Origin of the sequence: Pseudomonas sp. EL_65y_Pfl1_R83 (genome assembly GCF_963970695.1) — a bacterium.
GTDB classification, from domain to species: domain Bacteria; phylum Pseudomonadota; class Gammaproteobacteria; order Pseudomonadales; family Pseudomonadaceae; genus Aquipseudomonas; species Aquipseudomonas tritici.
In genome coordinates, this window is sequence record NZ_CAXAQI010000005.1 from 363416 (window position 1) to 385105 (window position 21690).

General features: G+C 60.7%; 19 protein-coding genes and 1 riboswitch. Of the genes, 12 read left to right on the top strand and 7 right to left on the bottom strand.

From position 1 onward, the window contains the following. Positions 1 to 52 precede the first annotated feature (52 nt). Both AACY08_RS10010 and AACY08_RS10015 read left to right on the top strand, forming a co-directional pair. Positions 53 to 814: a glycosyltransferase family 2 protein gene (locus AACY08_RS10010; protein WP_339469284.1), complete on the top strand. Its 762-nt coding sequence runs from the start codon at positions 53 to 55 to the stop codon at positions 812 to 814. 46 nt (positions 815 to 860) lie between these two features. Beyond that, on the top strand, positions 861 to 1946 hold the full coding sequence (locus AACY08_RS10015) for a glycosyltransferase (protein WP_339469285.1): 1086 nt from the start codon (positions 861 to 863) through the stop codon (positions 1944 to 1946). Here the strand turns inward: AACY08_RS10015 and AACY08_RS10020 are convergent. Then, complete coding sequence (locus AACY08_RS10020; RefSeq protein ID WP_339469286.1) at positions 1935 to 2501, bottom strand: toluene tolerance protein; 567 nt, start codon at positions 2499 to 2501, stop codon at positions 1935 to 1937. The two genes, AACY08_RS10015 and AACY08_RS10020, sit on opposite strands and share 12 nt — an antisense overlap. Positions 2502 to 2649: 148 nt before the next feature. Here AACY08_RS10020 and AACY08_RS10025 point away from each other — a divergent pair, with 148 nt between their 5' ends. The 6 genes from AACY08_RS10025 (at position 2650) to AACY08_RS10050 (ending at position 9552) form a co-directional block, all read left to right on the top strand. Further along, the gene (locus AACY08_RS10025; RefSeq protein ID WP_339469287.1) at positions 2650 to 3828 is read left to right on the top strand and encodes an O-antigen ligase family protein; all 1179 of its coding nucleotides are present in this window, start codon (positions 2650 to 2652) and stop codon (positions 3826 to 3828) included. 9 nt (positions 3829 to 3837) lie between these two features. After that, positions 3838 to 5646 carry a lipid A export permease/ATP-binding protein MsbA gene (gene msbA, locus AACY08_RS10030; protein WP_339469288.1) on the top strand — a complete coding sequence of 603 codons (1809 nt, stop codon included), beginning with the start codon at positions 3838 to 3840 and terminating at the stop codon, positions 5644 to 5646. A 153-nt stretch (positions 5647 to 5799) separates the two neighbouring features. Continuing rightward, positions 5800 to 6504 carry a sulfotransferase family 2 domain-containing protein gene (locus tag AACY08_RS10035; protein ID WP_339469290.1) on the top strand — a complete coding sequence of 235 codons (705 nt, stop codon included), beginning with the start codon at positions 5800 to 5802 and terminating at the stop codon, positions 6502 to 6504. Next, positions 6497 to 7105: an adenylyl-sulfate kinase gene (gene cysC / locus AACY08_RS10040; protein ID WP_339427253.1), complete on the top strand. Its 609-nt coding sequence runs from the start codon at positions 6497 to 6499 to the stop codon at positions 7103 to 7105. Before AACY08_RS10035 ends, cysC begins: the two co-directional genes overlap by 8 nt. A gap of 103 nt (positions 7106 to 7208) precedes the next feature. Beyond that, positions 7209 to 8633 carry a bifunctional D-glycero-beta-D-manno-heptose-7-phosphate kinase/D-glycero-beta-D-manno-heptose 1-phosphate adenylyltransferase HldE gene (gene hldE / locus AACY08_RS10045; RefSeq protein WP_339415619.1) on the top strand — a complete coding sequence of 475 codons (1425 nt, stop codon included), beginning with the start codon at positions 7209 to 7211 and terminating at the stop codon, positions 8631 to 8633. Further along, positions 8626 to 9552 (top strand): NAD-dependent epimerase/dehydratase family protein, encoded by a 927-nt coding sequence (locus AACY08_RS10050; RefSeq protein ID WP_339469291.1) that lies wholly within the window; start codon positions 8626 to 8628, stop codon positions 9550 to 9552. Before hldE ends, AACY08_RS10050 begins: the two co-directional genes overlap by 8 nt. Positions 9553 to 9659: 107 nt before the next feature. On the opposite strand, the gene AACY08_RS10055 is transcribed toward AACY08_RS10050, so the two are convergent. The 4 genes from AACY08_RS10055 to AACY08_RS10070 all read right to left on the bottom strand — a co-directional run bounded on the left by AACY08_RS10055 (position 9660) and on the right by AACY08_RS10070 (position 13117). Next, entirely contained in the window at positions 9660 to 10619 is a 960-nt protein-coding gene (locus AACY08_RS10055) for a metal ABC transporter ATPase (RefSeq protein ID WP_339469292.1), read from the bottom strand. Positions 10620 to 10660: 41 nt separating this feature from the next. Continuing rightward, on the bottom strand, positions 10661 to 11473 hold the full coding sequence (locus AACY08_RS10060; protein WP_339469294.1) for an aldo/keto reductase: 813 nt from the start codon (positions 11471 to 11473) through the stop codon (positions 10661 to 10663). Then, positions 11470 to 12639 carry an NAD(P)/FAD-dependent oxidoreductase gene (locus tag AACY08_RS10065; protein ID WP_339469295.1) on the bottom strand — a complete coding sequence of 390 codons (1170 nt, stop codon included), beginning with the start codon at positions 12637 to 12639 and terminating at the stop codon, positions 11470 to 11472. The genes AACY08_RS10060 and AACY08_RS10065 overlap by 4 nt, the downstream gene beginning before the upstream one ends. A 142-nt stretch (positions 12640 to 12781) precedes the next feature. Beyond that, positions 12782 to 13117: a DMT family transporter gene (locus AACY08_RS10070; protein WP_339469296.1), complete on the bottom strand. Its 336-nt coding sequence runs from the start codon at positions 13115 to 13117 to the stop codon at positions 12782 to 12784. A gap of 102 nt (positions 13118 to 13219) precedes the next feature. Here AACY08_RS10070 and AACY08_RS10075 point away from each other — a divergent pair, with 102 nt between their 5' ends. Beyond that, a complete protein-coding gene (locus AACY08_RS10075) occupies positions 13220 to 14110 on the top strand; it encodes a LysR family transcriptional regulator (protein ID WP_065879892.1) in 891 nt (296 codons plus the stop codon). Positions 14111 to 14133: 23 nt separating this feature from the next. Continuing rightward, positions 14134 to 15411, top strand: a complete 1278-nt coding sequence (waaA, locus tag AACY08_RS10080) for a lipid IV(A) 3-deoxy-D-manno-octulosonic acid transferase (protein ID WP_339469297.1) — start codon at positions 14134 to 14136, stop codon at positions 15409 to 15411. Between the two features lie 118 nt (positions 15412 to 15529). Here the strand turns inward: waaA and AACY08_RS10085 are convergent, their stop codons facing one another. Continuing rightward, entirely contained in the window at positions 15530 to 16969 is a 1440-nt protein-coding gene (locus AACY08_RS10085) for a TolC family outer membrane protein (protein ID WP_339469298.1), read from the bottom strand. A gap of 195 nt (positions 16970 to 17164) precedes the next feature. Further along, a riboswitch (TPP riboswitch) is annotated at positions 17165 to 17270 on the top strand. 149 nt (positions 17271 to 17419) lie between these two features. Here AACY08_RS10085 and thiC point away from each other — a divergent pair. Together thiC and cytX are read left to right on the top strand one after the other, a co-directional pair. Then, entirely contained in the window at positions 17420 to 19324 is a 1905-nt protein-coding gene (gene thiC / locus AACY08_RS10090) for a phosphomethylpyrimidine synthase ThiC (protein ID WP_339415628.1), read from the top strand. 146 nt (positions 19325 to 19470) lie between these two features. Continuing rightward, positions 19471 to 20760: a putative hydroxymethylpyrimidine transporter CytX gene (cytX, locus tag AACY08_RS10095; RefSeq protein WP_339469300.1), complete on the top strand. Its 1290-nt coding sequence runs from the start codon at positions 19471 to 19473 to the stop codon at positions 20758 to 20760. Here the strand turns inward: cytX and AACY08_RS10100 are convergent. After that, positions 20729 to 21466 carry an RsiV family protein gene (locus AACY08_RS10100; protein WP_339469301.1) on the bottom strand — a complete coding sequence of 246 codons (738 nt, stop codon included), beginning with the start codon at positions 21464 to 21466 and terminating at the stop codon, positions 20729 to 20731. The two genes, cytX and AACY08_RS10100, sit on opposite strands and share 32 nt — an antisense overlap. Between the last annotated feature and the right edge of the window lie 224 nt (positions 21467 to 21690).

Here is a 21690-nt window from a genome sequence, read left to right on the forward strand (position 1 = left end):
ATCGGTCAGATATGGCCGCAAATAGTGGCTATATGATATTATCGAGGCTTGAATGCAGTTCTCCGATCAAAGCGACATAACGCTCGTGGTGACCAGTTGTGGTCGCTTCGATTTATTGAAGCGGACGCTCGAGAGCTTCGATCTGTTCAATACGGCGGATATCCGCGAAGTTTTCATTACCGAAGACTCTGGCGATGAAGCCGTGCGCCTTGCGGTGCCGCCGCACTGGCACTGCCATTGCCATTTCCTGATCAACCGCCCGAAGCTTGGGCAGTTGGCATCCGTCGACTTGGCCTACGCGTCGGTCAAGACCCCCTACATATTCCATTGCGAGGATGATTGGGCGTTTTATCGACCAGGCTTTGTCGAAGACTCCAAGGCGGTACTGGAGCAGCGACCCGATATTTTGCAGGTGTGGTTGCGTAACTACGTTTATGACTTGCAGGTGCACAGCCCTTATATCCATCTGGGGCCACGTGAGGTTATTGGCGGGGTGCCGTGTTATCCCCTGCTGTCCGACAAGCCTGAGTGGCAGGGTTTTTCGCTGAATCCCGGGTTGCGGCGTATCAAGGAATATCGCTTGTGCGCGCCCTACGCCGGATTCGAGGGTGAGAAGGGGTTATCCAAGCGTTACGCGCAGCTGAACCTGGCGGCCGTGACACTGGAAGGCGATGCGGTTTTGCACACGGGTTTCGGTTTGCATGTGGCGACGGCAGAAGAGCGCTTGACCAAGGCGCGGCGCAAGCGGCGAGAGCGGATTAAGCTGGCAGTCATGTTGGTATTGGGTGTCGGTATCGGCTGGTTGGTCCATTAAGTACATGCAGCAAGCCACCACAACGCCGCAAAAGGTCATTTTTCAGATGAGTATCCTTAACATCATGTGGGCCGGTGGTTCTGCATTCGCTTCGGTGCAGAAGGTTCACCAACAGATACTTTCCCACGCCATTTGCCGGGCACCGATCGCTACCTGGTTGCTTCAAGGCGGTTCGGACGAGAGCGCGCCGGCATTGGAATGGAACTTCTCCTCAGCCCAGCTCAAGGGCCGGCACCTGTGGAAGTTGCTGGCACCCTGGATGCGCGCGCGTTTTCAGAAGGCGCTGCCTGACGATCTGGAAGTTGTGCTGCTGGACGGGGTTGGTGTGGCCCGTGTGATGTTGCCGGTGCTCAAGCACTTGCCACATGTGCGCGCCGTCGTCGTGTTCCATGGCGTCACGCGCATGCGCCGGGCGGATCAGAAGCTCTTCGAACAGTTTCCGGCTACGCAACTAACCCTGGCGGCTGTTTCGCAAACCCTGGCTCACTCGCTTGAGCGTTACCTGCAGCGGCCCGTGACAGTGCTGCGCAGCGCCTTCGATCCGGTGGCTTTCCGTGCGGCTGCGCTTTCTCGAGCGCAGGCGCGGTCTCGCCTGGGCCTGTCTTTGGACGCCTCGCCCGTGTTGGGGGCGGTAGGCCGGCTGGTAGACGGCAAGGGTTTTGGCTGTTTGCTGGACGCGTTTGCCGGCGTGTCGGCCCAGCAGCCGGATGCGCGGCTGGTGATTATCGGCGAGGGCGCTGCGAGGCAGACCCTGGAAGCGCGTATCGAACAGCTCGGCTTGCAGGGCAAGGTTTCGTTGCCGGGCCATCTGCCGGACGCCGCGACGCTTTACCGGGCCTTCGACTGGGTCGCCATTCCGTCGACGCAAGAAGGCTTGGGGTTGATCCTGCAAGAGTCGGTGATGGCGGGCGTGCCCGTTCTGACCAGCGAATTGGCCGTGTTTCGCGAGCAACTGGCGAATGCGGGCTGGTACGCGCCGTCAGACGATGTGCAGGCCTGGGGCAGTCTGATGGAGCGTGCGTTCGCCACATCAATCCAGGAAGTACTGGAGGCTCAGGCGCAAGCGCTGGCCCCGGACCAAGCCTGGAAAGATTTCAGTGAAACCTCCCAGCGCCTGTTTTCATGCCGCTAGCAACGCCTGCTCCAGTGCCTGCATTGGAAAGCGTTCGTTCAGCTTCTCGCGTGCAATATAACGTGCAAAGTGCTGCAAGTTGCGCCGTGCGAGTTCCGGGCTCAGCGGCGCGCGCAAAAAGCGCATATCCGCCACATCGATGAGCCCCATTTCGTTATCCGGTGTGACAACAATATTGCCCAGGTGCAGGGAGCGGAAGTAAATCCCCGTACCGTGCAAGCGGCGGATCAGCGCCACCAGCGGATCGAGGTTCGATTGCCAGTCATAGCCTTCCTTGTTGGAAATCTGACGCAGCGTTTCACCCGGCAGCGGGCGATACAGCACGGCGGTCATGCCGGGCGCGGCCAGTTGAAAGAACGCGAGTACGGTCAAGGTGGGGATGCCACGCTGTTGCAATTGCGCCACGTTGTCAATGAACCGCTTGGAGTAGGGGCGCAACAGCGCTGACGAAAGCAGACGCTTGCGGCGAAACAGTTTTAGGATATTCCCGTCGGCCAACAGGTAGACTTTGGGGCCGTAGCTGTCCTGTTCGAGGATTCGGGCACCTTCAATCATCGCGTTTAAATCGGCTTGGGGAAGCCTTGAACATTGCATCGTCGGAAAGCCTTGTGGGAGTCGCGGGCACAGTGATCGGTAATAATGCCGAAAGTTTTGGGTTTTAACCATGCCAGGTTGGCGGGTTGTACGTATTCAGGAGCGGGTGATGCAAGTAAGTCGTTGGGCGCAGGTATGGATGATTTTCGGGTTACTTTGGTTTTTGCTGGCGATTGCTTTCGCGCCGACCAACAAGATCTATCAACAAGGTTTGACGTTGTTTCTCTGGTTGCCCGCCATGGTGTTTGCCTGGTCGGCGCGTGAGCGCCTCAAGGACGTCTGGCGTGAACAGCGCTGGATGTGCCTGATGATTGCGGCGCTTGCCGTCTGGGGTGCAGTCAGTTTGTCGTGGACCAATGCCGAAGACCCTTCGCGCGAGGCCAAGCGCTTGCTATACATCGGCGTGTTCCTGCTGTTTTTCCCGGTGTTTGCCTGCGGGCAGACCGAGCGAGTCATTCGCGTGATGCAGTGGGGTGGTTTCGGCCTGGCCCTGTCTTCGCTGGTGACGATCATCAAGTTCTATGGCCTTGAGCATAACGCCTGGAGTGCGCGCATCGAGGGCTTGGGGCAGTTGTCCCATCCGATCCTGGGCGCCTATGTGATTGGCCTGGCCGCCATCTGGTTGCTGCACTGGTTGCCGCGTGGGCGCTGGATGCAGGTGGCGTGGGCGGTGTCCATTGCGCTGCTCGGGCTCTTTGTGGTGCTCAGCCAAAGCCGCGGTGCCGCACTGGCCTTGCTGCTGACCGTCGTGGCGATGCCGGCTTGGTGCCGCGACCGACGGACAACGGTGACCGCAATTGCGGCAGTCGTGGCGGCGCTGGCGATTTTCTTCGCCCTGAAGTCGCTGATGCTGGACCGTGGTGTGTCCTACCGGCCGCAGATCTTCATGGCGGCCGTCCAGATGATTTCCGAGCGCCCGTGGACCGGTTTGGGCCTGGGTGGCGACTACAAGGTATTTGCCGACGGTCTTTATTTCGATCACGCCCACAACCTGTTCTCCCACGTCGCGATCGAACTGGGCCTGCCCGGCCTGCTGTTGTGGTGCGGGCTGTGGTTTGGCGTGTTTTGGCAAGCCTGGAAGGCCCGCGACACGCTCTATGGCAAAGGCATCATCGGTATGTGGATGTTTTCGTTCCTGGCCATGCAGTTCGATGCGGCCAGCCTAACGGGCACCCCGCGCGCCGAGTGGTTTATCTCGTGGCTGCCGATTGCGCTGGCCAGTGTCTTGGTCTGGGCTCGGGCCAACCCCGATGCATGTGATAAAGTTCGCGTCCTACCCAATCAGTGAGCTCGACACATGAGTGACGCACCGCCCAAAGCGGACCAGGAATCCAGCCTGAAAATTTATCTCAGGCTGCTGGGCTATGTGAAACCGTACATCGGCATGTTCATGCTGAGTATCTTGGGCTTCGTGATCTTTGCTTCCACCCAGCCGATGCTCGCCGGGATCCTCAAGTACTTTGTGGATGGCTTGAGCAATCCCGACGTGGTGTTCCTGCCCAAGATCCCGCTGTTCAAGGACCTCAAGCTGCTGATGGCCGTGCCGCTGCTGATCATCCTGATCGCCGCGTGGCAAGGCCTCGGCTCTTTCCTCGGCAACTACTACTTGGCCAAGGTCTCCCTTGGCCTGGTGCATGACCTGCGGGTCCAGCTGTTCAACAAACTGCTGGTACTGCCGAATCGCTATTTTGATACGCATAACTCAGGGCACCTGATTTCCCGCATCACCTTTAACGTGACCATGGTCACCGGCGCCGCCACGGATGCGATCAAGGTCGTGATCCGCGAAGGTCTGACGGTGGTGTTCCTGTTCGGTTACCTGCTGTGGATGAACTGGAAGCTGACCCTGGTGATGCTGGCGATCCTGCCGCTGATCGCCATCATGGTCGGCAGCACCAGCAAGAAATTCCGCAAGCAGAGCAAGAAGATCCAAGTGGCAATGGGCGATGTCACCCACGTGGCCTCGGAGACCATCCAGGGTTACCGCGTGGTGCGCAGCTTCGGTGGTGAAAGCTACGAGGAACGCCGTTTTGCCGCCGCCAGCCAAAGCAACACCGACAAACAGCTGCGCATGAACAAGACCGGTGCGGTCTACACGCCCATGCTGCAACTGGTGATCTACACGGCCATGGCCACCTTAATGTTCCTGGTGCTGTTGCTGCGCGGCGACGCCACCGCGGGTGATCTAGTGGCGTACATCACCGCTGCGGGCCTGCTGCCCAAGCCGATCCGTCAGTTGTCGGAAGTCAGCTCGACGATCCAGAAAGGCGTCGCCGGTGCCGAAAGCATCTTCGAACAGCTGGATGAAGAGCCGGAAGTCGACAGCGGTACCGTGGAGCGTGATCGCGTCAGCGGTCGCCTGGACGTGCGCAACCTGAGCTTCACCTATCCGGGTGCTGAGCGCGAAGTGCTGAAGAACATCAGCTTCACGGCGGAACCTGGGCAGATGATTGCGCTGGTAGGGCGCTCAGGCAGTGGCAAGTCCACGCTGGCCAGCCTGATTCCGCGGTTCTACCACCACGAAACCGGCGAAATCCTGCTGGATGAGGTGGAGATCGAAGACTACCGCCTGCGCAACCTGCGCCGGCATGTGGCCCAAGTGACCCAGCACGTGACCCTGTTCAACGATACCGTGGCCAATAACATCGCCTACGGCGACCTGGCGGATGCACCGCGTGCCGACATCGAAAAAGCCGCCGCCGATGCCTATGCCATGGACTTCATCGCCGAACTGCCCAAAGGCCTGGACACCGAAGTCGGTGAAAACGGCGTGCTGCTCTCCGGCGGCCAGCGTCAGCGCTTGGCCATCGCCCGCGCCCTGCTGAAAAATGCCCCGTTGCTGATCCTGGACGAAGCGACTTCGGCGCTCGACACCGAGTCCGAACGCCACATTCAGGCTGCGCTGGACAAAGTCATGAAGGGCCGTACCACCCTGGTTATCGCGCACCGACTGTCCACCATCGAGAAAGCCGACAAGATTCTGGTGATGGACCACGGTGAAATTGTCGAGCGTGGTACACATGTGGAACTGCTGGCCCTGGGCGGCTATTACTCGCGGCTGCACGCCATGGGCCTGGATGAGCCCGTCACGGCTAACATCACCTGATGTGCCGGGGCGCGCAATGCGCCCCGGCGTTTGTATCAAGCCCCTTACACGGCTTGACCAAAGCCAAATAATTCGCAGCCTATCGTTTGTTATGTTGGCCTTCTCGATTCGAATGACGAACGAGAGGGCTAACCTTCTTGCGTGGGTAATGGAATGTTGCAACGTCTGTTCTGGAAACTGCTTCCCAAACCCCAACGGGTGTTTTTGCTGGGACGTTTGTCAGTGGTGGATCGCCAGGCGGTGAACAAATCGTTGTCTGGGGTGACGGCACTTCCGCCTGCTTTCGAACGACACAACTGCGTGTTTATCCATGTACCCAAATGCGCCGGCAGCAGCGTCTGTTCGGCGTTGCTCGATGGGCGCTGGCCAGGGCATTTGCCGTATTACTGGTATCAGCAACAATTCCCCGAACATTGCCAACGCAGTTTCAAATTTGCCTTTGTGCGTGACCCGCTGGAGCGCGCCTACTCGGCCTACACCTACTTGCGCAGCAACCACTTGGGCCGCCGCGACCTGCAGGCACAGGCACTGATATGCAGCTACCGCGACTTTGACCATTTCGTCGCCCACTGGCTGTGCTCGGAAAACCTGCGCCGCCAGCTGCACTTTGCTCCCCAGACCGACTTCCTGGTCGATCACATGGGGCAAATGGCCATGGATTTTCTGGGTCGCCAAGAGTCCCTGGAGCAAGACTTCCAGCAGTTGTGCGACCGCCTCGGCGTAACGTCTTCGCTGCCCCATCTCAATGTTTCACTCGGGCGGCGCAGCGAGCCGGTCAGGGACTTCTGCACCCTGCGTACGCGCCGCTTGGTCCGGCGTGCTTATCAACGTGACTACGAGGTCCTGGGTTATGAATAGTCCGTCGCTCTCCCGTGGTTCTGCCTCCATTCGCCCCTTTGCCTTGTCGTTGTCGGTCGCCGCGCGCGCCGCGCTCAAGCACCAGCAGCCTTGCTGCCTGTGGCTGACGGGGTTGTCCGGGTCCGGCAAGTCGACCCTGGCCAACGCCCTGGAAGTGCAGCTCAATGAGCAAGGGCGGCATACCTTTGTGCTCGATGGCGACAACTTGCGCACGGGGTTGTGCAATGACTTGGGCATGAGTGATGCGGCGCGTAAGGAAAACATCCGGCGCATTGGCGAGGTGGCGCGACTGATGGTTGACGCGGGATTGATCGTGATCGTCTCGGCGATTTCTCCGTTCAGCGCCGATCGCGCGACTGCCAAGGCACTGTTCGGCCCGGGGCAGTTTTTCGAGGTCTACATCAGCACGCCGTTTGACGTGTGCGCGCGGCGCGATCCCAAGGGGTTGTACCGTGCGGCGCTGGACGGGCGCATCAAGGCCTTCACTGGGCTGGACAGCCCTTACGAAGCGCCGCTTGCAGCCGACTGCGAAGTCAACACCGATGAGGTCGAACTGGCCGATGCGGTGGACCACATCTTGGCTGCTTTGTTTAAAAAATGAGCAGATGTAGCCTGTGATGCCTCCCGGATAAAGCTCTCGAACTAGGCGGCGCTCACCCTGTGCTAATATCGCGCCCCTGTTCATTTTGTATGTGGGTTGCTCCATGAAGTTGTCCATGCCGCGATTCGATCAAGCCCCTGTCTTGGTGGTCGGCGATGTCATGCTCGACCGTTACTGGCATGGCGGTACCTCACGGATTTCCCCTGAGGCGCCGGTACCGGTAGTCAAGGTCGAGCAAATCGAAGACCGCCCAGGCGGCGCTGCCAACGTTGCCCTCAATATTGCCGCCCTCGGCGCCCCGGCCTCCCTGGTGGGTGTGACCGGTGACGATGAAGCCGCCGACAGCCTGGCCAACAGCCTGCGCGGTGCTGGCGTGCGCGCGCTGTTCCAGCGCATTGCCCATCAGCCGACCATCGTCAAGCTGCGGGTCATGAGCCGTCACCAGCAATTGCTGCGTATTGATTTCGAAGAACCCTTCACCACCGACGCCCTGGCCCTCAGTGGCCAGGTTGACGAGCTGCTCGAAGGCATCAAGGTGCTGGTGTTGTCGGACTACGGCAAAGGCGCCTTGAAGAATCACCAGGTATTGATCCAGGCCGCCAAGGCCAAAGGCATCCCGGTGCTGGCCGATCCCAAGGGCAAGGACTTTTCGATTTATCGTGGAGCCAGCCTGATCACGCCGAATCTCAGCGAGTTCGAAGCCATCGTCGGTGGTTGCGCCGACGAGCACGACCTAGTGACCAAGGGCGCAGCGCTGATGGCCGATCTCGACCTGGGCGCCTTGCTGGTGACCCGTGGCGAGCACGGCATGACCTTGCTGCGTCCGGGCCACCCGGCGATGCACCTGCCGGCGCGAGCGCGTGAAGTGTTCGACGTCACCGGCGCCGGCGATACAGTGATTTCCACCCTGGCCGCCTCGATTGCGGCCGGTGAAGAACTGCCCCATGCGGTGGCCCTGGCCAACCTGGCAGCGGGCATCGTGGTCGGCAAGTTGGGTACGGCAGCTATCAGTGCACCGGAATTGCGTCGCGCGATCCAGCGCTCCGAAGGCTCGGAACGCGGTGTGCTGACGATTGAGCAATTGCTGCTGGCGATCGACGATGCCCGTGCCCACGGCGAAAGCATTGTGTTCACCAACGGCTGCTTCGACATCCTCCACGCTGGTCATGTGACGTACCTTGAGCAGGCGAGCGCCCAAGGCGATCGCCTGATCGTCGCGGTCAACGACGACGCGTCGGTCAGCCGCCTCAAAGGCCCTGGCCGCCCGATCAACAGTGTCGACCGTCGCATGGCGGTGCTGGCAGGCTTGGGCGCGGTGGACTGGGTGATCAGCTTCCCTGAAGCGACCCCTGAAAACCTGCTGGCCCAGGTCAAGCCGGACGTGCTGGTCAAGGGGGGCGACTACTCCGTCGACCAGGTCGTGGGGGCGGATATCGTCAGCGCCTACGGCGGCACGGTCAAAGTGCTGGGCCTGGTTGAGAACAGCTCGACTACGGCTATCGTCGAGAAGATACGCAACAATGAGTAAACGGGTACTGATCACCGGTGGTGCAGGCTTTATCGGCTCGCACCTGGTCGATGGGCTGCTCGCTAAAGGCTACAGCGTGCGGGTGCTGGATAACCTCTCCACCGGCAAGCGCAGCAACCTGCCGTTGGACGATCCGCGCGTCGAACTGCTGGAAGGTAATGTGGCCGATGCCGAGCTGGTGGCGCGTGCCGCTGTCGGCGCGGCAGCGGTGGTGCACCTGGCGGCGGTGGCCTCGGTGCAGGCATCGGTGGATGATCCGGTCAGCACGCACCAGAGCAACTTCGTCGGCACCTTGAATGTCTGCGAAGCCATGCGCAAGGCTGGCGTCAAGCGTGTGGTGTATGCCTCCAGCGCTGCCGTCTACGGCAACAATGGCGAGGGCGCTTCGGTTGACGAAGAAACCACCAAGGCGCCGTTGACGCCTTATGCGTCCGACAAATTGGCCGGTGAGTATTACCTCGACTTCTACCGCCGCCAGCATGGCCTGGAGCCGGTGGTCTTGCGCTTCTTCAATATCTTCGGGCCGCGCCAGGATCCGTCATCGCCGTATTCGGGCGTGATCAGTATCTTCAGCGAGCGCGTGCAGCAAGGCGTGCCGATTGCCGTGTTTGGCGATGGCGAGCAAACCCGTGACTTCCTGTACGTGGAAGACCTGGTGGACGTATTGGTCCAGGCCGTAGAAGCGCCCGCCGCACCTTTGGGCGCAATCAACGTGGGCTGGAACCGCACCACCACCCTCAGCCAAGTGCTGCACGCCCTGGAAGAAATAGTCGGCAACTTGCCGGCGGTGACTTACGGGCCGGCGCGGTCCGGGGATATCCGGCATTCGCGGGCGAACAACCAGCGGTTGTTGGCGAGCTTCACACTGCCGGAGCCTACCCCGTTGAAGGTCGGTCTGGAGCGCTTGCTCAAAGGCTGAAGGCAACCAATTGTGGGAGCTGGCTTGCCTGCGATGGCATCAGCTCGGTCTACCTGATGCACCGAGGTGTGTATCGCAGGCGAGCCCGCTTTCACATTTGGTTCGTGTTAAGCCTTGGCTTTTTTCTTCGGCACGATTTTGCGCAGCACCCGCTTTGCCAAGCGCTTCAATTTCGATTCTTTCTCCGGCACCGCGAGCCCTTGCTGGCGCAGCCAATCCTTCCAGCGAATCCGCTCCTCACGCACCACCCAGCCTTCCTGCTGGGCGAAGCTTTCTGCGAGGTACAACCCCCGGGTGCTCGCTGGATACAGCTGGTCCTTCTTGACGGTGTACAGCTCGGCCAAGGGTTGGCCGTCTTTGAGTGGCATCAGGTACAGGTCCGGCCGCTTGCGGTCCAGGCGCGCGACCAGTTGATCACCTTCCAGGCGCTCGTCCACATGGAACAGGCTCAGGGATTTGGCTTCCTTGGGCACTTCCAGGCGCAGGTCGTAAATCAATTGCAGCGATGCGGTGGGCAAGTGCACGTAGGCACGCGGGCGTTCGATCAACTGGGTTGTGGCACAACGCACCGGGCGGGCAGCGCCGGACAAGGGGCTCAGGCGAAACGGCAGCGCTTCGCGGTAACGCAGCGCGGCCGAGTAGGGCGCCGGCAGCCAGGTGTCATTGAAGCGCCCGCTGAGCCAGCCTTCCGGCGTCTCCAGCAGGCACTCTTCGGCAATTTCCTGGATGGCAGTGTGCAGCGGCAGGTTCAGTTCATGGGCGGGCACGTAGCCGGAAATCAGCTTGAGCACCACATCGCCACGGTCCTGCCGGCGTTGGCGTACCAGCACCCAGTAATCGCGGTTCTGCCAATGCAGGGTCAGGCGTACCGAAACCCCCAGGTTGGCCAGTTCGAGCGCGAAGCGCTCGGGGTCTGCCACCTCCACCGGCTTGCGCCGCTGCAGGGTCTGGGCAAAGTTGAGCGGCATGCCGACGCTCTGGTAGCTCAGGCCTTCGGGGGTAGCTTCGACGTGCAGCGGCAGTGTTTTGAAGTTGCTGGGGTTTTTTCTTATGAGCGTACGCGCCATGTCGGCTCCTTCTTGCGACGGGGTCGGCCGCGTCGGCGGCATCAGAGTTGACGAATGACTTGGGCAGCGGTCGCCACGTTATGGGCCAGGTGCAGCGGATTAATGGTCCCGACAATAGCACTGGCGACGCCGGTTTGCGCAAACAACAACGTGAAACTGGCGCGAATTGGATCCACTCCAGGCGCAAGGCATACGTGACCACTGGCCAGGGCCTTTTTCACCAGGATGCCCTTGCCGTGTGCCGCCGCATACTCAATGACGGCTTTCTCGGCCTGTTCGTTCAAATTGTAGGTGACCATCGCGCAATCGCCCTGTTCCAGAGCCTTCACACCGCCTTCGGCGGTTTTGCCGGAAAACCCGAAACCGCGAATCTTGCCTTCCTTTTTCAGATCGGCCAGGGTCTGGTAGACCTCACAGTCGTTGAGGATATGCAGGTCATTACCGTCAGAATGCACCAGCACAAGGTCGATAAAATCAGTTTCAAGGCGTTTCAGGCTGCGTTCAATCGACATCCGCGTATGAACCGCGCTGAAGTCGTGGCTGGACGCGCCATTCTCGAACTCTTCACCGACCTTGCTGACAATCACCCAGTCCTTGCGCTGATCCCGCAGCAGCGGCCCCAGGCGTTCTTCACTCATGCCATAAGCCGGTGCGGTATCGATCAGGTTGATGCCCAGTTCACGGGCCTGACGCAACAGCATACGGGCCTCGTCGTCACCGGGAATCTGGAAACCGCTGGGGTATTTCACCCCTTGATCGCGACCCAGCTTGACGGTGCCCAGGCCCAGCGGCGAGACCAGCAGGCCGGTGCTGCCCAAGGGGCGATGCAGGTCGTGCAGGGTTGGCAGGCTCATGGCAACAGTTGCTCCCAGGCAGGTACGCCGATGGCGGGTTTTGGCAGCGCGGGCAGTGGCTCGCTGGCGCTTGGGCGGATGCCATCACGCGCCAGGCTGTCGATCACCCGATCAGCGAAGTCAGGCGCCAACGCCAGCTTGGTCGGCCAGCCCACTAGCAGCCGGCCTTGCTCGGCGATGAAGGCGTTGTCGGGGCGGGATAAGCCTGATTGCAATGGTTCGGCACGGTCGACGCGCAGGGTGGTCCACTGGGTCTGGCTCATGTCGATCCATGGCAACAGCTGAGCAAGCTCTTTCTGCGCGGTGGCGATCTGTTCTTGTGGGGTGCGCGCCACGCCATCGGCTTCGGCAATGTCGCCGCCCATGTACCACACCCAATTGCCATCAGCCGCCGGGTGAGTGGTGACGGTGATGCGTGGCTTGGTGCCGCCGCCGAGGCAGTGGGCGTACAACGGCTTCAGGCCGGGCCCTTTGGCGATGATCATGTGCAATGGACGTTTTTGCATGGCTGGCTGGCTGATGCCCAGCGCGGTCAGCAAATCTGCCGTGCCGGCGCCGGCGCTCAACACGATGCGTTGGGCGCGAATGTCGCGACCGTCGACCTTCAAACCCACCAGCGCGTCGCCTTCCAGCAACGGTTCAATCTGTTGCCCGGCGAGCAACCCGTCGCCGGCCAGTTGTGCCAGGCGTTCGATCAGGCTCGGTACATCCACCACCAGTTCGGCCAAGCGATAGACCTTGCCTTTGAAGCGGCGGTCTTGCAGGGCGGGTGGCAGGTCATCGCCCTTGACCTGGTCGACACGGCCGCGCACTGCTTTGCTGGCGAAGAAACTGGTGAGGTTGCCAGCGAGCGTGCCGGGGGACCACAGGTAATGGGCCTCGGACAGCAAGCGTACGCCGGACAAATCCAGCTCACCGTTACCTGCCAGCGCTTCACGCCAGCGGCGCGGCATATCGGCAATCGCTTCAGAAGCGCCGGTAAGGGCACCGTGCAGGGCGTATTTCGCACCCCCGTGAATGATCCCCTGGGACTTCACGCTTTGCCCGCCACCCAGGGTGGCGCTTTCCACGACCACCGTGGAAAAGCCCTGGCGGCGCAGGCGCGCATTCAGCCAGAGGCCGGCAACCCCGGCGCCGACAATCAGAACGTCGGTGGAAATAGGCATGCGCGCGGGACCTCTGGCGTAGAAAAAGGAGCGCTAGTATAGCGCGCAGCTGGTAGTTATCAGCTGCAAGCGGCAAGTTAGAAGCGAACCGCGTTGCTTTTTCTTGCCGCTTGTAGCTTGAAACTTGCCGCTGGCTATCGCCTCAATGCCCTGCTGTTTTCGAAAAGAGTTGTATCACCACAACCCCAAGCACAATCAGGCCCATTCCCAGCACCGACGGGATATCCAGCTTCTGCCCATAAATAAACAGCGCCGCGATGCTCACCATCACAATGCCCATCCCGGCCCACACCGCGTAGGCCACGCCGACCGGTACCGTGCGCACCACCAACGTCAGCATCCAGAATGCCACGCCGTAACCGACGATCACCAGCAGCAGGGGAATTGGCGTGCTCCAGCCCTTGATGGCCTTCATCGAAACGGTGGCGATCACTTCCGAGCAAATGGCGATTGCCAAGTAATAGTAGGCGGCGTTCATGGGTCAATCCTCGGGGTAAAGCAATCAGATAAGGCTGGCATTTTAGAGTTTTATCAGATGGGGTAAAGTCATTACCTATCCGAATTAGAGATGGGTTGAGCCATGAGCGTGCAGTGGGATCTGGAGCAGATGCGCCTATTTGTCAGCGTCGCCGAGCAGCGTTCGTTTTCGGCGGTGGCGCGTGAGCAGCGCAAGGCCCAATCGGCAGTCAGCAACGCGATTGCCATGCTGGAGGCGGACCTGGGCGTCAGCCTGTTCGAGCGCAGCAGTGGCCGCCAACCGCGGCTGACTGAAGCCGGCAGCGTGTTGCTGGAAGAAGCACGCGAAGTGCTGCGCCAATGCGAGCGGCTCAATGGCCGGGCGCTGTCATTGACGCGCGGCGAGGAGGCTTGCTTGCGCCTGGCTCAGGATGAAGCCATGTTGTTCCAGCCGGTCCTCGATAGCCTTGAGGCGCTGGCGGGGCAGTACCCGCTCCTGGAAGTGCAACTGTCCAGCGCCGCCCAGGGTGATGTCGCGCGCAAGTTGGTGGAGCGCAAGGCGGACCTGGGCCTGTTGTTCTATCACGACCAGATCCCCGAAGCACTCGAGCGGCGAGTAGTCGGCAGTGTGGAGATGGTCACGGTATGCGGTGTCAATCACCCGCTGGCCAAGGAAAAGTACGTGGATTGCCAGCGCCTTGCGCAATTTCGCCAACTGCTGATGTCGACCCAGACCAGCGTTTACCCCGGCAGTGAAGCCGCCAGCCCGCTGGTGTGGCGCGCCGACAGCTTCTACGTGCTGGCCGAATGGCTGATGAGTGGCCTTGGCTGGGCCTGGCTGCCCCGGCATATCGTGCAGTACCCGACTTATCAGCAACAAATGGTCGAATTGGACAGCGAATGGACGCCGCCGGCCCTGGTGGTGGAATTGGTGTGGCGCCGCGACGAGCACTTGGGGCCCGCCGCGCGCTTCCTGGCCAAACGTTTTGCTGAGTGCTTGCAGGCGATCGACTGAAAAAGCCGATAAACTCCGGCGCCATGAATAGAACTCTCTACAGCTGTCTGTTTTACCTGGCGCTGCCGTTGGTGGCTTTACGTCTGTGGTTGCGTGCGCGCAAGGCGCCGGCCTATGCCAAACGCGTCGGCGAGCGCTTTTCCTATGGCTTGCCGGTGATGCAACCGGGCGGGATCTGGGTGCATGCGGTGTCGGTGGGCGAAAGCATCGCTGCTGCGCCGATGGTTCGGGGGTTGCTTGCGCGTTATCCAGAGCTGCCAATCACCGTCACCTGCATGACGCCCACCGGTTCCGAGCGCCTCCAGGCGCTGTTCGCCAACGAGCCGCGCATTCAGCACTGCTACTTGCCGTATGACTTGCCGTATGCGGCCAAGCGTTTTCTTGATCGTGTGCAGCCGAAACTCGCGGTGATCATGGAAACCGAGTTGTGGCCCAACCATATCCACGCTTGCGCCCAGCGCGGGATCCCGGTGGCGTTGGCGAACGCGCGATTGTCGGCGCGTTCGGCCAAGGGTTACGGGCGCTTCGCCAAGCTGACGGCGCCGATGCTGTCTGAGCTGAGCCTGTTCGCCGTGCAGACGCAAACCGAAGCCCAGCGTTTCCTTAGCCTGGGGGCTCGTCCGGAAACCGTCGACGTCACCGGCTCGATCAAATTCGACCTGACCATCGACCCCCAGTTGCCGGTGCGAGCTGCTGCGTTGCGCGAACAATGGGGCGCCAGCGAGCGTCCGGTGTGGATCGCCGCCAGCACCCACGAAGGTGAAGATGAGGTGGTGCTGGCTGCCCATCGCCAGCTGCTCGACAGCTATCCCAACGCGTTGCTGATTCTGGTGCCGCGCCATCAGGAACGCTTCGGTCCGATGTTTGAACTGTGCGAGCAGCAAGGCTTTGCTACCGTGCGCCGTTCCAGCGGCGAACCGGTTACCGCGCAAACGTCAGTGTTGCTCGGCGATACCATGGGTGAGCTGCTGTTTCTCTATGCGTTGGCCGACAGCGCGTTTGTTGGCGGCAGCCTGGTGGCGACCGGTGGGCACAACCCTTTGGAGCCGGCAGCGTTGGCCAAACCCGTGATCATGGGGCCGCACGTGTTCAACTTCCTCGAAATCACCGCGATGATGCGGGAAGCCGGGGCGTTGCTAGAGGTGGATGATGCCCAAGGACTGGCCGAAGCCGTGCGCCAGCTGTTCGAGCTACCGCAGGATGCACGCAAGATGGCCCAGGCTGGCCTTAAGGTGATGCAGGCCAATCAGGGCGCGCTCAAGCGTTTGCTGGATGGTTTGGACAAACTGCTTGCCCGCTGACAACACCAATCAAATGTGGGCGCTGGCTTGGCTGCGATAGCATCGCCTCGGTGTACCAGAAGTACCGAGGCGTCTGCATCGCAGGCAAGCCAGCTCGCAAATGGGTCATGCGGTGTGCTTAATTATTCGGGCGGGCCTTGAGCTGTTCGGCTGCGGCCTTGGCCAGGTCTGGTGGCAGGAAGTCTTTATCCGGGTTGTAGTCAACCTTGAGGTAGCGCGCCAGGTCCTGCAGATCCCCTGGGTTCAAGGTGCCCGCTGCCTGCTTCAAACGCAGGTTGTCGAGAATGTAGTCGTAGCGGCTGTTGTTGTAGTTGCGCACCGAGGCGTAGAGCTGGCGCTGTGATTCCAGCACGTCGACGATGTTGCGCGTACCCACCTGATAGCCGATTTCCGTGGCTTCCACCGCGCTCTGGTTGGAGATGATCGACTGGCGGCGCGCCTGTACTTGTTCCACATCGGTGTTTACCGCACGGTGCAGATTGCGGGTGTTTTCCACCACCTGGCGGCGCAGGCCTTCGCGTTGCTGCTCGGTCTGGCCCAGGCGCGAGTAGGATTCACGCACCTGCGAGCTGGTCAGGCCGCCGCTGTAGATCGGGATAGTCAACTGCAAGCCGATGGTCCGGCGCGAGGCGTCGCCATGATAGTCCGGGCCGAAAGCGTTGGGGTTGCTGGCGCCGAGGGCATCGTTGTCACCCTTTTGGTATTGCGCCACCGCATCAAGGGTTGGAGCATGCCCGGCCTTGCGTTGCTTGAGGGTTTCTTCGGCGGCGGTGACGGCGTAGTTGCTGGCGAGGAGGTTGAGGTTCTGGCGACCTGCCGTTTCGACCCAGCTTTTGGCGTCGTTCGGTGCCGGCGGCAGCACCGGCAACGTGTGGACAATGCCCTGGATCGAGTTGTACTGACGGTTTGTCAGGGTAATCAACGCTTCGAAAGCATCATCCACCTGGCGCTGGGCGACAATGCGATTGGCGCGCGCCGTGTCATAGCTGGCCTGGGATTGCAGTACGTCAGTCTTATCCGACAGACCCACGTCGAAACGTTCGTTGGATTGGTCCAATTGGCGCTTGAACGCTGCTTCTTCTGCTTTGGTCGTCGCCAGATTGTCCTGGGCTCGCAGCACACTGAAGTAGCTTTCGGCGCTTTGCAGGATCAAGTTCTGTTCGGTGGCTGAGAGTTGCAGCGCGGCCTGTTCGTTGACGGCTTCAGCGGCTTGCAATTGAAACCAGCGGTCGGCACGGAATATCGGTTGGCTCAAGGTCGCGCGCCAGGAATGAGCGTCACGGTCGATCTTGGCGGCGGGTTGATCAAATTCATTGCGCACATTATTGGAATCGGCGCCAGCCGACAGGTTAGGCAGCAGCCCGGCGCGGGCCTGGGGCACCACTTCCTTTTGTGCGCCATATTGAGCACGGGCGGCGGCCAAGTCGGCGTTGTTGTCTACAGCTTCCTGGTAGACGCTGACCAAGTCGGTTTTGGTCGACAGGGGCGCTTCAGCTGCCCAGACCATTCCGTTGGTTGCACAAGACACGGCGAGCGCCAGTGAAAGTTTGCGCAGCATGGGCAATCCCTAGATTGAATATTACGATTATAATTTGGTGCTCAAAGCTAAGACGAGTAATCCCTAGCGTCAAGCCTTGAGGCAGTTGCCGAGTGTAGTAGCGCTGTCACTGCACAACAATCCTGTAATTGCGCCATTCATCACGCTGAATGCTCGGGTGTTGGCAATTTGCCCACGGCATGGTCTAGACTGGCTGCGTTCTTGTCGGGGTGCCTTGTTGGAAGGCTGAGATCGGTAAATACCGGATCCCGTTGAACCTGATCAGGTTAGCGCCTGCGTAGGGAACAAGATTTCTCGTCACCCGGCGAGTCCTCTTGTGCTTCGTCCGGGATGTTGTTCGACAATCGAACAGCCCTCGTGCGCCAAGCACAGCACTGGTTTCAGTGCGTCCATCCGTCACAGGTTCGCTCCGACAAAAATCCACCGCCTGGATAAGTTGGAGAGCCCGTGATGAGCACAGAACAAAAAAGTACAAAACTGAAAAACACCGTGCACCTGAGTGAATCGGCCAAGGTCGACTCCGGCTCCGTGCAACCTTTTACCCGCTCGCAAAAAATTTACGTGCAGGGCACTCGCCCGGACATCCGCGTGCCGATGCGCGAAGTCAGCCTGGACGTGACCCCCACCGATTTCGGCGGTGAAATCAACGCGCCCGTCGTCGTCTACGACACCTCCGGCCCCTACACCGACCCTAACGTGATCATTGATGTGCGCAAAGGCCTGGGCGATGTACGTTCGCCGTGGATCGAAGTGCGTGGCGACACCGAGCGCCTGCCCGGCCTGAGCTCGCACTTCGGCCAACAGCGCCTCAGCGATGCCGAGTTGACCGCGCTGCGCTTCGCCCACGTGAAGAACCCGCGCCGCGCCAAGGCCGGCGCCAACGTCACGCAGATGCACTACGCGCGCAAAGGCATCATCACCGCTGAGATGGAATACGTCGCCATCCGCGAAAACATGAAGCTTGAAGAAGCCCGCGCCAGTGGCCTGCTCGACCAGCAACACGCCGGCTACAGCTTTGGCGCTAGCGTGCCGAAGATCATCACCCCCGAATTCGTGCGTGAAGAGATCGCCCGTGGCCGTGCAATTATCCCGGCCAACATCAACCACACCGAGCTGGAACCGATGATTATCGGCCGTAACTTCCTGGTGAAGATCAACGGCAACATCGGCAACAGCGCCCTGGGTTCGTCCATCGAAGAAGAAGTGGCGAAACTGACCTGGGGCATTCGCTGGGGCTCGGACACCGTGATGGACCTGTCCACCGGCAAGCACATCCACGAAACCCGCGAGTGGATCATCCGCAACTCGCCGGTGCCGATCGGTACAGTGCCGATTTACCAGGCCCTGGAAAAAGTCGGCGGCGCCGCCGAAGACCTGACCTGGGAGCTGTTCCGCGACACCCTGATCGAGCAGGCCGAGCAGGGCGTCGATTACTTCACCATTCACGCCGGCGTGTTGCTGCGCTACGTGCCGCTGACCGCCAAGCGCGTCACCGGCATTGTGTCCCGTGGCGGCTCGATCATGGCCAAGTGGTGCCTGGCCCACCACAAAGAGAACTTCACCTACACGCATTTCGACGAAATCTGCGAAATCATGAAGGCCTATGACGTCAGCTTCTCCCTTGGCGATGGCCTGCGTCCCGGTTCGATTGCCGACGCCAACGACGCCGCGCAATTCGGCGAGCTGGAAACCCTTGGCGAACTGACCAAGACCGCCTGGAAGCACGACGTGCAGACCATGATCGAAGGCCCTGGCCATGTGCCGATGCAGTTGATCAAGGAAAACATGGACAAGCAACTCGAGTGCTGCGACGAGGCGCCGTTCTACACCCTTGGCCCGCTGACCACTGACATCGCGCCGGGTTACGACCACATCACCTCCGGCATCGGTGCGGCGATGATCGGTTGGTTCGGTTGCGCGATGCTCTGCTATGTCACGCCCAAGGAGCACCTGGGGTTGCCAAACAAGGATGACGTGAAGACCGGGATCATCACCTACAAGATCGCTGCGCACGCGGCTGACCTCGCCAAAGGCCATCCAGGTGCGCAGATCCGCGATAACGCCTTGAGCAAGGCGCGCTTCGAGTTCCGCTGGGAAGACCAGTTCAACCTCGGCCTGGACCCGGACACCGCGCGTTCGTATCACGATGAAACGCTGCCGAAGGACTCGGCCAAGGTCGCGCATTTCTGCTCGATGTGCGGGCCGAAGTTCTGCTCGATGAAAATCACTCAGGAAGTGCGTGAGTACGCGGCCAACCAGCGCATTGAAGCGGTGGATGTCGATGTAGCCAAGGGGTTGGCGGAGCAGGCGGAGCGGTTCAAGCAGGAAGGCAGTCAGTTGTACAAGAAGGTCTGATCCAGAGGCGGCGGTGACTGTGCCGCCGCCATCGCGGGCAAGACCGGCTCCCACATTTGGAATGCATTCCAGTGTGGGTGCGATGATTCGACTTGCCCGCGATAGCGATCTCCCAAACAACAAAGTGTCCCTCAGAGATAACCCCCTTGAGCATTCAACCCAGCACCTACTCCCCGGACATCGCAGTCCCCGCTGACAAGCGCGTCTTCGGCGCCCGCGACCTGTTCTCCCTCTGGTTCTCCCTTGGCATCGGCCTGATGGTCCTGCAAACCGGCGCATTGCTTGCGCCTGGCCTGGGCTTGTCGGGCTCTTTGGTGGCGATCTTCCTCGGCACTTTGGTCGGTGTGCTGTTGCTGGCCGCCGTCGGCGTGATCGGCAGTGACACCGGCCTGTCCGCCATGGCCGCCCTCAAGCTCAGCCTCGGCACCAAAGGCGCCAGCCTACCGGCGCTGCTCAACCTGCTGCAACTGATCGGCTGGGGCTCGTTTGAAATCATTGTGATGCGCGACGCTGCCAGCCTGTTGGGCGCGCGGGCGTTCAGCGACGGCAACCTGCTAGCCAGTCCTTTGTTATGGACCCTGTTTTTCGGCGGCTTGGCGACCCTGCTGGCCGTCAGCGGCCCACTGACTTTTGTGCGGCAAATCCTGCGCAAATGGGGCATTTGGCTGTTGCTTGCCGCCTGCGTGTGGCTCACCTGGAACCTGTTCGCCAAAGCCGACCTCGCTGCACTCTGGGCCCAGGCTGGAGACGGCTCGATGCCGTTTGCCGTGGGCTTCGATATCGCCATCGCCATGCCACTCTCATGGCTGGCGCTGATCGCCGATTACTCACGCTTCGGCAAACGCGCAAAAAGCGTGTTCGGCGGCACTGCGCTTGGATTCTTTATCGGTAATTTATGGCTGATGAGCCTGGGCGTGGCGTACACCCTGGCATTTGCGCCGAGCGGTGAAGTGAATGCGCTATTGCTGGCCTTGGCCGGGGCGGGCCTGGGCATTCCGCTTTTATTGATTCTGTTGGATGAGTCGGAAAACGCCTTTGCCGATATTCACTCGGCGGCAGTCTCCAGCGGGATATTGTTGCGCTTGAAGGTCGAGCACCTGGCATTGGCCATTGGCGTCATCTGCACCCTGATCGCCTGCTTTGCACCGTTGGCTCAGTACCAGAATTTCCTGCTATTGATCGGCTCGGTGTTTGCGCCGCTGTTTGGCGTGGTGCTGGTGGATCACTTTATCCTGCGCCGCCGTGGCCAGGGCGCAATCGCCAACCTGCGCTGGTCGGCGTTATTGGCTTGGCTGGGTGGCATCGCGACTTACCACCTGCTGGCCAATCTGTATCCGGACATCGGCGCGACCCTGCCGGCACTGGTGCTGGCAGGGCTGTTGCAGTTGATCCTGAGTCGGATCTTCAGCGGCGTGCGGGCACCAGCTCAGGCCTGAGGATGCCGTCCAGGCGCGAGTAGGGGATCTGCAGCTCGACATGGCCCAGGGCATAGGGGGCGATCGTGGTGGTCGGGTACTTGAGGATCACGCCACCATAGGTCAGCGCCACGTTCGGGGTCTTCTGGAAGGGGTAGGTTTTCACAAACTCCGGCTCCAGGCTCAGGCGGGTGCTGATCAGCCAGCTGTTGTGGGCCACCTGGGCCGCTTTCCAGAACGCGTCCTCCTTGCCCGGCAACAGCATGTCGGTCAGGGTCAGCACCTTTTGCTGCTGGCGCGAATAGTTGATGAACGCACGGCCTGGTTCGCCGTGGGTAGCACCCTGGTCCAGGTAGCTGGACAGCTCGATGATCACCAGACCGTCATGCTGCTCCCGTACCTTGGCCTGCAAATACATGCTATTGCGCGGTGCAGCGGTACGCAGGAACTGCTCGCTGTACGTCGCAAGGCTCGTCGGCAGCGGGTCGGTTTGGGTCATTTCCAGCAGGCGCTGTTCAATCAAAGCGTCCAGCTTGGGTTCCTTGGCAAAGTGCACGGTGTCGATATTCACCAGCGGGCAATCGGTGCTGGCGCAGCCCGGCTTGCTCTGCTCGGTAGCGTCGCGGGTGGCTTCCAGCGGTGTGCTAAAGCTCGGTTGGAACAGGCTTTGGCAGGCACCCAGGGTCAATGCTATGCAGGCCACGGAGGCGATTTTTAAAAGCGACATGGATGTCCTTCGTCTAACGATAAGAGCGAAATTTGTGGAGCTTCGACTACCGGCAAGGCAGTCAGTTCGCCACTAAGCTGATCAGGGGGGCGCTCTCAGTTAGTTTCCCCGGCGCGACGGGGAAACTAATTGAGAACGCCCCCCTGAGTTTGACGCTCGCCGTCTATCCCGGCAACTGGAAAGGGGCTGCACCAACCGGCGTGAGCGCGTTAGGATGGCGCGAA